Raw genomic sequence first — 13,534 nt, forward strand, 5'->3', positions numbered from 1 at the left:
CGCCCCCACACCAGAAGGTCGCACACGACTTAGGCTTGCGCGCACAACCAGTCGGCCAGAGACGGTCGTTTGCTGCGCCCTCTCCCCCGCATGGCAGGCGATGCGATCATCGCGTTGAGGACGGATTCCTGCGTGGTTTCCGCTGCGGCCTGAAACAGGACGTCGATTTTGTCTTCCCTGAGAATATCGCGAGCGATGAAGTCGCCCTCCTCAAAATGAGCGATCCTGCAGGCGATTGAAAAGGCAAGCGCAATATCGCCGCTACCGTTGCCGTAATAGGCGCCGAGCCGTGCAAGACCTGCCCCTGCGCGCCGGGCAATCCGCCTCAATTGCCGGCTTTCCAGCGGCACATCCGTTGCCAGAACAATAATGACCGAACCACGTTCTTCGCTCTGGCGACCGTCTTTTGGATGGGGTCTGCGCCCGTCCGGCAAGACCAGGTCTCCTGGGCGGCCGAAATTGGCAAGCACCAATGCAGCAAGCTTGTGTCGGCGCCCCCCGAGGTCGAACACTCTGGACGCTGTACCGATACCGCCCTTGAAGCCAAACGCGCTCATGCCAGTCCCGGCCCCAACGCTGCCCTGTTCGAAGGAGGTCCCGGCAGCAGTCAAGGCTGCTTCTGCATCTGCTTCGCTCAAGACCATCGCTTGAATATCACTCAGGTAGCCGTCGTTGCACTCCATCACGACCGGATTGACGGTACCCGTGGAGCGCCCGATTTCCGGATTTTCTCCAATCGCTCTGCGGATGAGGGCGTTCACGCCGGTCCCAACACCAAATGTATTTGTGAGCAGGATCGGAGTCTCGAGCGTGCCAAGTTCGTCGACCTGGATCAGACCCGCGCTTTTTCCGAAGCCGTTGATGACCTCGACAGCCGCGGGAAGCTTTTCGCGAAAGAGATTGCCGGGATGTGGCACGATGGCGGTGACCCCGGTTCTGAGATCGCCCTCGTTTAAAGTCCGATGACCGACAGAGACACCTCCGACATCCGTGATGGCATTCAAAGGCCCAGGTTCCAGAGTGCCGCATTTGAGGCCATGGGCACGGGAGGGAGACTGAGTGAGATTGGAGGACATGGAACACCGGATGAAAATTTCACTGTTCCGTGTTGAAAAGGAGGTTCATCCAAATCTCAAGACGAAAAAACCTCCCGAAGGAGGCCATTCGCTAACGCTGTGGATGAGATCAGTAGCAGACGCGCTGGTAACCGACGACAACATAGCGGCCGTAGTAACGGCTCCAACGGGTTACCGGACGGTTCTGGCAGCGGATCGGCTGGTAGTAGCGCGGCTGAGCCTGCGAAGCGATGATCGCACCGGCAGCAAGGCCGATGATGGCACCTGCGGCAATCGCTCCAGCACGACGGTTCTTGGCATGAGCTTCGTTCGGGGTAATGGTAACTGCAGCGGTTGCCATGGTGGCGACTGCGACGGCGGCAATTGCAAACTTGCGAAACATGACGGCTCCTTTTGACTGTTGAACAGCGGCTTTCGTTGCGCTGCTGATGACTTGAATTTAGGTGTCTCCGGCAAGTTTGGCTGTGACCGTAATCACGCAACGTCACTTTCGGCGAAGTGTGTTAGGAAGGCGTCGGACGCTTGCGATCCGATATGAAAGAAGGAGTTTTCCATGTGGGTGATTATGGCCGTTTCCATTCAACTTCTGAGCGGCCCCAATGTCTGGGCGGTCGCTGATGAAGGCACTTTCCAGGATGAATCGGAATGTCAGGCAGCATTGAGTGAAGCCGTCCCGCGGACACTCTCGGAAGGCATGCGCCTTGCCTGGGAGGGCGGCGAGCTGAAATTCATCTGCGTGAAGACGCGCGCCAACGGACAGGTCGGCAACTAACCACCGCCATACGCGCCGGTGCCCCGATTTTCCGGCAAGCGCAATTTACAAGTCCTGCGGCACGCGCTAGAGCACGACCGCAGGAATGCCGGAAGGCACACAAGACGGACGGACAGGCGAGTATGAGCGAGTTCAAATCGGACTTTCTAAACGTTCTTTCAGAACGCGGTTTCATTCATCAGATCTCCGACCCCAAGGGTCTGGATGAGCTTTGCGCAAAAGAAACCGTAACAGCCTACATCGGTTTCGATTGCACGGCACCGAGCCTTCATGCCGGGTCGCTCGTGCCGATCATGATGCTGCACTGGTTCCAGAAGACCGGTCACCGCCCGATTGCTCTCATGGGAGGAGGCACCACCCGTGTCGGAGACCCGTCCGGCAAGGACGAATCCCGCAAGATGCTCACCGAAGAGGTGATCGAGGACAACAAGGCCGGCATCCGCAAGGTCTTCGAGAAACTACTCACGTTCGGCGACGGCCCGACTGATGCCATTATGGTGGACAATGCCGACTGGCTGCTGAAGCTGAACTATGTCGAATTCCTCCGCGACATCGGCCGGCATTTCTCGGTCAACCAGATGATTCAGCGCGACAGCGTTCGCCTGCGCCTGGAACGCGAGCAACATCTGTCCTTCCTCGAATTCAACTACATGCTGCTGCAGGGCTACGACTATCTGGAGCTGTATCGGCGCACCGGCTGCCGTCTCCAGATGGGCGGGTCAGACCAGTGGGGCAACATCCTGTCCGGTACCGATCTTGTCCGCCGCCTGGCCGAAGTCGAAGCTTTTGCACTTACCTCTCCGCTTCTGACCACGTCGTCAGGCGCGAAAATGGGCAAAACTGCCGCTGGTGCGGTGTGGCTCAACGAAGAGCAGCTTTCTGCCTATGACTACTGGCAATACTGGCGCAACACGGAAGACGCCGATGTCGAGCGCTTCCTGAAACTGTTCACAGTTCTGCCGATGGATGAAATCGCCCGTCTTGCAGCGCTTGAAGGGTCTGAAATCAACGAAGCCAAGAAAATTCTGGCTACGGAAGCAACGACCCTGATTCACGGCCGTCAAAACGCTGAAGCGGCCGCCGAAACCGCCCGCAAAGCCTTTGAAGAAGGCCAGTCCGCTGAAGGTCTGCCGACCGTTGAAATCGCCAAGGCTGACCTTGAGGCAGGTATCGGAGTGCTTTCCGCGTTCGTCACCGCCGGGCTTTGCGCTTCGAACGGAGACGTCCGCCGAAACATCAAGGGTGGCGCGGTCAAGATCAACGACAAGGGTGAACAGGACGACAAGCGCCAGATCACCCTTTCAGACGTTACCGGAGACGGCATCGTCAAACTGTCGCTGGGCAAGAAAAAACACGTGCTGTTGAAGCCGGTCTAAGCGGCGATAGCTAATGACAGACGAAAGCCGGGCTCAGCCCGGCTTTTTGTTTTTGCTCTTTTGCCTGACCGGAACGACTGTAGTGAACCGGGGCAACCGCGGCCCGCCAATCAGCCTGGCTTTGGTCTGTCAATTTGCTCAGTTCGCCTGAAATTCGAACATCTTGCGAAAGATGCCGGGCGCTATCGCCGAAATCGGATTGACCGAAAGCACCGGATCGGAAACGGACCCCGACAGGCGATAGGTCACACCGATCAGGCCTTCACCGGAATTGCCACCGAGCGCAAATCCCAGCAGCGGGATCTTGGCGAAGAAATTGTTGAGCGCGTAAATTGGAACAAAGGTGCCGGTAAGGTTCAGCGTCTGCTTGGACAGGTCCACCGAGCCGCTGACGGTTCCGCCAAGGGCATTGCCCTGAAGCGCCCCCCGGCTGATGGTCAGCAGGTCCCCTTCCCGCGAAAAATTGATATCGAGCGTGTCGAAACTCGCCGTGTCCGCAGCTTCGCTTGCATTGACCGCCCGCCCGTCCGGAATGCGTTTGGCGCGGTTCTGTTCCCGGATGCGTTGGATTGCCGGATCTTCCGTAATCCGTAGCGAGCGCACGTTGAAATCACCGACCCAGCTGTTTTCGTCGGCCATCGCCACGTTCAGAACACCTGTGCCACCGCGCATCCGCTTGTAGAGATCGAGGAAGCGCAACGTAGCGCCCGTATTTGCGAAACGACCAATTGCCGCCTGCGTGCCACCCTGGTCCGTCACCGTGAATTCGAAGTTAGCCCGACCGTTCACCATCCCTTTCAGATCCGCCGAGACCAACCCCTTGGCACCTGTTTCGATCTTGCCGACGAACTTCTCGATCGCCTGGTTGTTGAACCCGGTGACCCGGTCGATATTGGCAGCAATTCTTGCGCCGTCCGAGAAATCACCGGCCCCCTTGCTGCCGCCTGGACTACGCATGCTCTTGATAAGTCCGCGACCGTCAAATGATGATCCGGCGAAGATTATATCGTAGCGACCGCCCGCAGCCTTCTGGATATCGACTTCGACATTGTCCCCGGGGCGCAGCTTGAATGTATCGAAGGAAGCGCTGACAAGATCACCGGCGAGCGACAATTGCATCGAACCGGTTACGTCGACCCCTTCAGACACGAGCTTGAAGTCCTTCACCCGGCGCTGCTTGTCCGTCTCCACCAGCTTGAAGGATGCAGTTGCGGGAACTCCCTTGGCTTTCTGCCACCCGAGCGCCTGTAGTCGCACATCCGTCTGCTTCAGATCGATGACGAATTCCTGCCCGTCACTCACCTTGGCGACGCTCAAGGTCATTTTGCCATCAAGGAAGGCGGTCAGATCGACGCCCTTGTCCTTCAGTTGCTGTGCGTTGAGAGCCACAACCACATCCTGGCGCGCGGCGACACCGGATTCGCCCAGAGGCACCACGAGGTCGATATCGGCCTGCAACCCGTCAAGAATGCCCTTTCCGGTTATCGCGACCTGATCCTTATCCGCCTCAAGCGCGACGTCGGACTTGCGAACCGTGTGCCCCATGATCGGATTGCTGTCCGAGAAATTCTTCAGTTGGCCGGTCGCACGCCAGTCGATGTCGGCAAGGTCGATTTCCTTTCCAAGCGGGAACGACGCGTCGATATCGAGCTGGCCCGATCCCTCGACGCCGTCATTCTTGAGATCCGCCCTGTCCAGAACCCGGAAAGGTGCGCTGTTGACCATTGCACCGAGGTCGCGAGCGGCTCCCTCCATCCGTGTCGACACGCTTGCCATCTTGCCATCGCGAAGAGGCAGATTCCGGATCGTAAAGACACCATCGGGCAGCGTCACGGGTCCACCGCTCGAAGCGGTCGTCATTCCGTCTTTCGCGGAAACAGTGAGTGTCTCGTCCTGGATGGTAAGCGTACCATCGAGACCGTCGATCTGCGGAACATCACCAACCGGCGTTACCGCGCCATTTGAAAAGGTCATGTCGAGATGCATGTCATTGCCCGACCAGCCCGGATCCGGGTCGCGCGGGTCAAATGCGGGCGGGCGGAACGCACCTGTATAGGAAACGGTCTCGATCAGTCCACCTTTCAAGCGTTCGATGATCCAGCGGCGTGCCGGTGGCACAAGCGTGATCGGCCAAAGCTGCTTTGCGACGGCAACCGGTATCAGTTCGCCGTCGGCAGCGAGTGCCAGATAAGGTCCCTCCGGCGTTATCTGCAGCGAGGCGACACCATGAACCACCGCCTTGCCGGAGCGGGCCGTGAACCGGTCGACAGACAGCAGCTTTTCGATAGGGTCGAACCGGGCTCGGATCTGGACCCCGTCCAGCATTTGCGGCTCTTCCGGAATATCGGCAGACCCGAACTGCGGGTATTCCGAATCGAGATTGATCTGCCACTCGGGTGTCTCACCTGCGGCTGGCGCAACCGAACCTGTGAAGAAGATACGCGAATTGCCGCGAATGACATGCGACTTGGTAATTTCAATCGCATCCTGCCTCGCATCGAACAAAAGCGAAAGCGCGGCGTCATCAAAGGCAACCAGCGTTTTGCCTAGCTGAAACCAGCCATTGCGAACCCGGGCCACCGCATTGGCGGAAACGAATTTGCCGTCTCCTGTCAGCCGGCTTTCGATCTTGGCAGAGGCCGGCAGACCAAGACCCTTGCCCTGCACCGATTTCGCGCTCGGTCCCAGCAGTTCGGCAAGGGTGATGCCATTGACCACAACACCGATGCTCTTGGCGTCTGCGCCCGGCGGGGCGTTGCGTGCCAGCTCCAGCCGCCAGGTCGAAACATTGCCTGCCACACGGGCAAAGGCACGTATCGAGCGATTTTCGTCGCGCAGAATGTCCGCATCGATACCTCTGTAGCGTCTCGGGATTGACCCGGCCAATTCGAAAGAGGCATCACGAATCTTGACGAAGCTCAGTCCGCGGCGGGCGAACTGGTCGTCCACAACATCACTGACCCTGTCGACCGCTTCCATGAGCGGTCCCATTTCCGGAAATTTTGCCGGCCCGCCGGCAAGAACGATCCGAACGTGAGGCTTGGTGAGATTGAGCGACGAAAAATGGACTTTTCCAGATAGCAGCGCATCCCGGTTCAGCGGTGCGGTCAGTTCCGGAAGACTGATGCTGACGGGCGAGCCGCCGGCAATTTCCGCCTTGGCACCGGTAATGAGTATGTTGATGCCGTCAGGCGCGGTGAAATCGACACTGGCGCTGCCGATGGAAAGCTGTACCTGGCCGCGTGATCCCTGATAGGCAAGCAGGCTGCCTAGAAGCGGAATACGCACTGGCCCGGTTGCAAACAGGACGATAAGCCCCGCAACGAGACCAATCAGAACGGCGGCTGCAATATAGCGCAAGCGTTTGCGTTTTTGCGGCTTCAGCTTGGCCGTGTCCTGAGATCCGCCGGTTTTAGGCAAATACGTCAATCCAATCTTTCGCCTGCATGCGTAAGACAGGCGCTTAGGTTCGAGTTCGGAGCAAAGCGCCGGGTTATGTCACCTCAGCTCCGAACGAGTCGCTGGGCGATTGATGATACTGCGAAAGCTTTGCTAAAAGCGACCGCAGCCATTGTAGACGCAGCCGGAAACCGGCATTAACGCACAAACTTTGACAGAAGGAAGGCATGATGAGCGAATTGGCCGTCGGAGATGTCGCACCGGCTTTTGAACTTGATGGCGATGGCGGCAGCAAAGTGTCGCTGAGCGCCCTCACAGGAAAACCCGTCGTTGTTTATTTTTATCCGAAGGATGACACGCCAGGCTGCACCAAGGAGGCAATCGCCTTCACGGAACAGGCCGAAGCGTTCGCCGAACTCGGCGTGACCATCATCGGGCTTTCACCCGACACCGCTGCAAAACACGACAAGTTCATCGCCAAGCACAATCTGGCGATCAGGCTGGGCGCAGATACGGAAAAGGAGGCCGCCGAGGCCTACGGCGTCTGGGTCGAAAAGTCCATGTACGGCAAGAAATACATGGGCGTGGAACGCTCCACATTCCTCGTTGGACCGGACGGCAAGATCGCGCAGGTCTGGCGCAAGGTGAAAGTTCCTGGCCACGCGGACGCCGTTCTTGAGGCTGCGCGGGCGCTGTGAAGTCTCCCCTGGAAACGGCAACCGGCGGCGCCACGGCACACGCCGGTAAGGACAAGATGCCGCACAGCCTCGTTGCCGGAGCAAAGGCGATCGTCTGCGCGTCCGACACGGCCGAGAAGGTACGACTCGCCTATGCTGTTTCCAGAGCCTGGTTTCAACGGGAGCTGGCTCTGGGTTCCACCTCACGAGACGGCGTAATGCCGGACCGCCCAGGCCGTCCGGACAGGCCCCTTCTGCTGGCCCCGCGTGACATGCCGAAGCGCAACTTGAAGGGCAAGGCAGGTCGCCTTGCCCTGATTCACTCCCTGGCGCATATCGAACTAAATGCCGTAGATCTGACCTGGGACCTGATCGGTCGTTTCGCCCACATCCGCCTGCCAAGGTCCTACTATGATGACTGGGTTCGCGTCGGACTTGAGGAAGCCAAGCATTTCGCCATGCTGCAAGAGAGACTGGCGAAACTTGAAGCCGCCTACGGAGACCTTCCCGCCCATGACGGTCTGTGGCAGGCAGCGCAGGATACCGGACACGACCTTGCCGCGCGACTGGCCATCATCCCGCTGGTACTTGAGGCCCGAGGCCTCGACATCACACCACCCATGATCGAAAAGGCCCGCGAAATCGGTGACGAAGACACCGCAAAATGCCTCGACATCATCTACCGGGACGAAAAGAACCATGTCGCCTTCGGAGCGAAATGGTTCCGCTTCCTGTGCGACAGGCAGGGAATCAGGCCCGAGCCGGCGTTCCACAGCTACGTGCGCCGCCATTTCCGTGGCGCATTGAAACCGCCCTTCAACGATCGCGCGCGTTCCGAAGCCGGACTAACTCCCGGTTTTTACAAGCCTCTTGCCCCTCTCATCGGATAAATTTCACGCGCATGAAGACGAATTATTAACCTTACCAAATTCTAATCAGGCTCAGATCTTTTGCAGAATGCAGGCAGTGACTGAGTGACAATGCAACAGCGCCAAGAATCGACGCGGACCTATCAAGCCCCCCGGACAGAGCCACATCATCCGACTCTGGAAAAGGGCGCGAAGACGACCACGTACAGTGTGAGGCCGGTTCATCTCATTTGCGGGGCGATCGGTTGTGTAACGGCAACTTTGGCGGTCGCAGGCACGATCGGCTACTACGCTCTGCGCAGCGACATGATGGCTGAAGCCAGCGCTGAACGGACCGAGCTGGTGCTGGAATATCAGGATCATATTGATCGTCTGCGCACCGAGATTGCCAATCTGACGAGCCGCCAGATGGTCGACCGGGAAACCGTCGAAATCCAGGTCATGGACGTGCTGCGCCGGCAGCAAGACCTCAATCAGCGTCACGCCATCGTGGCCGATCTTGTGGCACGAGCCGAAAGCATTGGAGTCTACCTAAGCAGTGACAAACCCATGCCACCTGAAAAGCCCTCGCTTGACGAGCGCAATCTGGCCTCTCTGGATGGCAGCGACAAATCCGCAATCGGCGGTGAGAGCGAACTGATCGAGGAGCCGGTCAAGGCTCTCGGATTGCGGGACGGGTCGACCAGGACGTTCGACCCGCTGACGATTCTTCAGCAACCCGCGGTCGATGCCGCGAACTCGGATGCCGACATAAAAAAAAACTCTGAAAAGCAGGCAGCCCTCGACGCAGTGAAGGCGCATATCTCCGTCATGGACGAGGAGAGTACAGCTGCAGTCGATGCGATCACCATCGCCACGGAAGGGCGTATCGAGGACATTCTCGGCATCACTCGGACGATAACCCCCGGGCTCAACGCCACTTTACGCGAAAAAACCGCGCTCGGCGGCCCATTTCAGCCGATTACCGACGAAAACTTTCCCGACCGCCTCGACCGTGCCAACACTGCGCTTGAAACCTTGAGACGCGTCAAATTCACCGCCTTGCGTCTACCGATCAAACGGCCGGTGCGCAATGGCTCTGTGTCCAGCACCTACGGCCCACGGGTAGACCCGTTTCTGGGGCGGCTGGCCATGCATACCGGCATAGACTTCAAGGCTCCATACGGCGCACGTGTCTTCGCGACCGCACCCGGCACGGTGATCAGCGCGGGTCGCCACGGCGGCTACGGCAAGATGGTGGAAATCCGTCATGCAAACGGATTTGTCACCCGCTACGCTCATATGAGCCGCATTCAGGTTTCAGAAGGCGATCATGTACTGGCAGGCGATCTCGTCGGAAATGTCGGCTCCACAGGCCGCTCCACTGGTCCGCATCTTCATTACGAGATCAGGCGCAACGACAAACCCGGCAATCCGGCAGCATTCCTGGCAGCGGGCGACCGGTTTTCGGCACTGGACCTCTGAAAGGCCTTGCAGCAAAAACAAAAACGGGGCCGCATGGCCCCGATTTCGTTTGGTAACTGCAATGCAGTCCTCAGTCGATATCAGCAACTTCGACCGGGTCTCCACCAAAGACGCGCTGCGCCAACGCAGCTTCCATGAACTCGTCCAGGTCGCCATCTAGAACATCGCCCGGCGACGTGCTTTCTACGCCCGTGCGCAGATCCTTGACCAGCTGATAGGGCTGCAGGACGTAGGAGCGGATCTGATGTCCCCAGCCGATGTCGGTCTTCGAGGCTGCTTCGGCACTGGCTGCTTCTTCACGCTTTTTCAGTTCGGCTTCGTAAAGACGGGCCTTCAGCATTGACCAGGCAGTTGCCCTGTTCTTGTGCTGTGAGCGCTCGGACTGGCACTGCACCACGATCCCGGTCGGCTGGTGCGTGATGCGCACGGCGGAATCGGTCGTGTTGACGTGCTGTCCACCCGCGCCGGACGCACGATAGGTATCGATACGGCAGTCGCTCTCGTTGATATCAATCTCGATCGAATCGTCGATCACCGGATAGACCCAGGCGCTGGAGAAGCTGGTATGGCGGCGTGCGTTGCTGTCATAGGGCGAAATCCGCACCAGGCGATGCACACCCGATTCGGTCTTCAGCCAGCCATAGGCATTCTCGCCCTTGATCAGCAAGGTCGCAGACTTGATGCCCGCTTCTTCGCCGTCGTGGTATTCCAGCACCTCGACCTTGAAGCCGCGCTTTTCCGCCCACCGGCGGTACATGCGCAGCAGCATGGACGCCCAGTCCTGGCTCTCGGTGCCACCGGCGCCGGAGTTTATTTCCAGGTAGGTATCATTCGCATCGGCCTCACCGGACAGCAGCGAGTTGAGCTGCAGCTGGTTGACCTTGCCTTTGAGGCCGCGGAGGGCTTCCTCGGCATCGGTAACGACAGACTTGTCGTCTTCCATTTCGCCGAGTTCGATCAGTTCCATATTATCGGAAAGGTCCTGCTCCAGCGCCTTGATGCCACCGATGCTGTCATCGAGCTGTTGACGTTCGCGCATCAGCTTCTGCGCCTTGGAGGGCTCATTCCACAGGTTCGGATCTTCGGAAAGGGCGTTCAGCTCTTCCAGACGGACGACAGCCTGATCCCAGTCAAAGATGCCTCCTCAGCAGGCTTATGGCCTGCTTGATTTCATCGACGATCGCTTCCATTTCGGCGCGCATCGGATACCTCGCTTTTGATGTGAAGCGGCCCGGTCTCCTGGAAGAGACACCGGGCCGAGAATTGGAGCGGGACATTACCCAAGCCGGACTTCGCTGTAAACCGTGCAAACGGATCCCAGGTTGACCGGCTGTTCACGCAGCACCTCTTGCAGCGTTGGTCAGTAAAGACCGCCGGTGCCGACGGTAACGGCCTGCTGCGCTTCCGGAGAAACCGCTGTCGGAACGCCCATTGTATCCTGGAACCCAATGACCGAATAGCTGTCCGGTGGCGCCATGCCTGGTTTGAAGGCTTCCAGGATAGACCCTGGAGCACCCGCTGCTGTCCTCAGACCGGTGCGGCGATTGATCGGGATCAGCTGCAGCCCCTTGGGAACGCGGAATTCCACAGGCGGCTTGTCGGCCAGCGCCGTCTTCACGAAATTGGTGAAGATTGGCGCCGCCACCTGACCACCGGTTGCTCCACGGCCCATCGGTTTTGGATTGTCGTAACCAACGAACACACCAACTGCCAGGTCCGGCGTAAAGCCCATGAACCAGGCGTCCTTTTCGTCGTTTGTCGTACCGGTCTTGCCGGCGACCGGACGCCCGACGGCACGAACGGATGTCGCCGTACCGCGCTGAACAACACCTTCCATCATGGAGGTAATCTGATAGGCGGTCATCGGATCGAGAACCTGTTCGCGGTCATCGATCAAGGTCGGCTCGTCCTGGCCTTCCCAGATATCCTGCGTGCAGCCGTCGCAAATGCGGCTGTCATGCTTGTAGATGGTGCGGCCGTAACGGTCCTGGATACGGTCGATCAGGGTCGGGCGCACTTTCCGGCCGCCATTGGCGATGGTCGCGTAAGCCGTTGTCAGGCGCAGAACCGTGGTCTCCCCTGCCCCGAGCGACATGGACAGAACCGGCAGCATATTGTCGTAGATGCCGAACCTTTTCGCATATTCGGCGACCAACGGCATGCCCATGTCCTGGGCGAGCCGAACGGTCATGACGTTTCGTGACAGCTCGATCCCCGTGCGCAGGGTCGACGGACCATAGAATTTACCGCCGTAGTTCTGCGGGCGCCACGTGCCAAGACCCGGCCCCTGGCTGATTTCCAGAGGTGCATCCATGATCACGGACGACGGTGTGTAGCCATTATCGAGCGCTGCGGCATAAAGGAACGGCTTGAAGGATGACCCCGGCTGCCGGTACGCCTGCGTCGCGCGGTTGAACTCACTCTGTGCAAAACTGAACCCGCCGACCAGGGCAAGCACACGGCCGGTATAGGGATCCATCGCCACCAGAGCGCCTGATACCTTCGGAACCTGACGAAGTTCGTACGTTCCCGGCGCCACCGGGCTTTCCTCGACGTAGACAACATCACCAGGGGTCAGAACGTCGGAAACAGCACCTGGGGCCCTGCCCTTGACCCGAGCCCATTTCATGGTGCTCAGGAAAAGGTCACCGGTCTTGCGTTCTTCGGAGAGCTGGCCGCTGACCTGGCGTTCAGGCTGAATACCGACCTTGGCTTCTTCGCCACTGGCTTCCAGAACCACTGCCAGTTTCCACTCGGGAAGATCACTCAAGGCTTCAACCTTGGCCAGATCGATCCCCCAGTCGGCACCGAGGGCAATCTTGTCGACAGGGCCATTCCAGCTGCCACGCTGGTGATCGAAGGCGATCAGACCATCCATGAGCGACTTGCGTGCCAGTTTCTGCATTTCCGGATCAAGCGTCGAGCGCACCGAAAGCCCGCCTTCATAAAGACGCTTGTCGCCGAAGATGTCGGCCACTTCGCGGCGAACTTCCTCAGTGAAATACTCGGCCGCGAACAATTGGGAGCCGGTTTCACGCGGCTTGACGACGATCGGCTTCTGCTTTGCTTCCTCGCCTTCCTGGGCACTCACGTAGCCATCGGCGATCATGCGGTCGATCACGTAATTGCGGCGAGCGATCGCAGCTTCGGTCTTCCTGTAGGGATGATAGTTGCTCGGCCCCTTGGGCAGCGCCGCCATGTAGGCGATCTCTTCGAGCGACAACTCATGCACCGACTTGTCGAAATAGATCAGGGAGGCGGCTGCGACGCCGTAGGCACCGAAACCGAAGTAGATCTCGTTGAGATAAAGCTCGAGGATCTCGTCCTTGGTGTAGGCCTGTTCGATGCGCAGCGACAGGACGGCTTCCTTGACCTTGCGTTCGTATGCGGCAGAGCGGCGTTCGCGCTCCTCACTGACGAGATCGGACAAAAGGAAGTTCTTCGCGACCTGCTGCGTGATGGTCGAAGCACCCTCAGGGCGGCGGCCGGACCCATAGTTCTGGATGAACCGCACCGCAGCGCGGGCGATACCTTCAGGATCGACCCCGATATGGGTGTAAAAATTCTTGTCTTCGGCCGCGATAAACGCCTGCTTGACCCGATCTGGGATTGCCTGGATCGGCAGGAACATGCGCCTCTGGGTCGCGTATTCGGCCATCAGGCTACCATCAGCCGCATGCACGCGGGTCATGACCGGCGGCTCATAATTCTTCAGGGCCGTAAAATCCGGCAGATCCTTCGTCAGGTCCTGCAGGTACATCCAGACCCCGGCAGCAATCAGCAGCGCAAAAATCGCGCCGATTCCGAACAGGTAGCCAAAAAATTTCACCAAAAATTTCATACCGCGGGCTCGTCTTTCCCCGTTCTTAGCGTTTCCAGCTTTTTAACATGGAAACTTTTG

Annotated in this window: 10 protein-coding genes; 5 read left to right on the forward strand and 5 right to left on the reverse strand. The window is 58.8% G+C overall.

What is annotated here, in order from left to right; genetic code table 11:
* Positions 1-29 precede the first annotated feature (29 nt).
* On the reverse strand, positions 30-1,076 hold the full coding sequence (locus ACYQ54_RS01010; protein WP_460078523.1) for a DmpA family aminopeptidase: 1,047 nt from the start codon (positions 1,074-1,076) through the stop codon (positions 30-32).
* 109 nt (positions 1,077-1,185) lie between these two features.
* Positions 1,186-1,458 carry a tyrosyl-tRNA synthetase gene (locus ACYQ54_RS01015; RefSeq protein WP_460078525.1) on the reverse strand — a complete coding sequence of 91 codons (273 nt, stop codon included), beginning with the start codon at positions 1,456-1,458 and terminating at the stop codon, positions 1,186-1,188.
* 171 nt (positions 1,459-1,629) lie between these two features.
* Between ACYQ54_RS01015 and ACYQ54_RS01020 the strand changes: the two genes are divergently transcribed.
* Entirely contained in the window at positions 1,630-1,848 is a 219-nt protein-coding gene (locus ACYQ54_RS01020) for a hypothetical protein (RefSeq protein WP_460078526.1), read from the forward strand.
* Positions 1,849-1,970: 122 nt separating this feature from the next.
* Positions 1,971-3,224 carry a tyrosine--tRNA ligase gene (gene tyrS, locus ACYQ54_RS01025; RefSeq protein WP_460078527.1) on the forward strand — a complete coding sequence of 418 codons (1,254 nt, stop codon included), beginning with the start codon at positions 1,971-1,973 and terminating at the stop codon, positions 3,222-3,224.
* Between the two features lie 138 nt (positions 3,225-3,362).
* On the opposite strand, the gene ACYQ54_RS01030 is transcribed toward tyrS, so the two are convergent.
* Positions 3,363-6,653: an AsmA-like C-terminal domain-containing protein gene (locus ACYQ54_RS01030; RefSeq protein ID WP_460078528.1), complete on the reverse strand. Its 3,291-nt coding sequence runs from the start codon at positions 6,651-6,653 to the stop codon at positions 3,363-3,365.
* 200 nt (positions 6,654-6,853) lie between these two features.
* On the opposite strand from ACYQ54_RS01030, the gene bcp reads away from it, so the two are divergent.
* The 3 genes from bcp to ACYQ54_RS01045 all read left to right on the forward strand — a co-directional run bounded on the left by bcp (position 6,854) and on the right by ACYQ54_RS01045 (position 9,633).
* Complete coding sequence (gene bcp / locus ACYQ54_RS01035; protein ID WP_460078530.1) at positions 6,854-7,321, forward strand: thioredoxin-dependent thiol peroxidase; 468 nt, start codon at positions 6,854-6,856, stop codon at positions 7,319-7,321.
* A gap of 56 nt (positions 7,322-7,377) precedes the next feature.
* Positions 7,378-8,190, forward strand: coding sequence for a ferritin-like domain-containing protein (locus ACYQ54_RS01040; RefSeq protein ID WP_460081638.1), 813 nt, complete (start codon positions 7,378-7,380; stop codon positions 8,188-8,190).
* A 240-nt stretch (positions 8,191-8,430) separates the two neighbouring features.
* Positions 8,431-9,633: a M23 family metallopeptidase gene (locus ACYQ54_RS01045; protein WP_460078531.1), complete on the forward strand. Its 1,203-nt coding sequence runs from the start codon at positions 8,431-8,433 to the stop codon at positions 9,631-9,633.
* 70 nt (positions 9,634-9,703) lie between these two features.
* Here the strand turns inward: ACYQ54_RS01045 and prfB are convergent.
* Together prfB and ACYQ54_RS01055 are read right to left on the reverse strand one after the other, a co-directional pair.
* Positions 9,704-10,835, reverse strand: a protein-coding gene (gene prfB / locus ACYQ54_RS01050) for a peptide chain release factor 2 (RefSeq protein WP_460078532.1) whose coding sequence is annotated in 2 segments (ribosomal slippage) — positions 9,704-10,765 and positions 10,767-10,835 — 1,131 coding nt in all. Because the reading frame shifts where the segments join, the coding sequence is not laid out codon by codon here.
* A 158-nt stretch (positions 10,836-10,993) separates the two neighbouring features.
* Positions 10,994-13,474, reverse strand: a complete 2,481-nt coding sequence (locus ACYQ54_RS01055) for a penicillin-binding protein 1A (protein WP_460078534.1) — start codon at positions 13,472-13,474, stop codon at positions 10,994-10,996.
* Positions 13,475-13,534 lie beyond the last annotated feature (60 nt).

The organism is Roseibium sp. LAB1 (assembly GCF_054658235.1).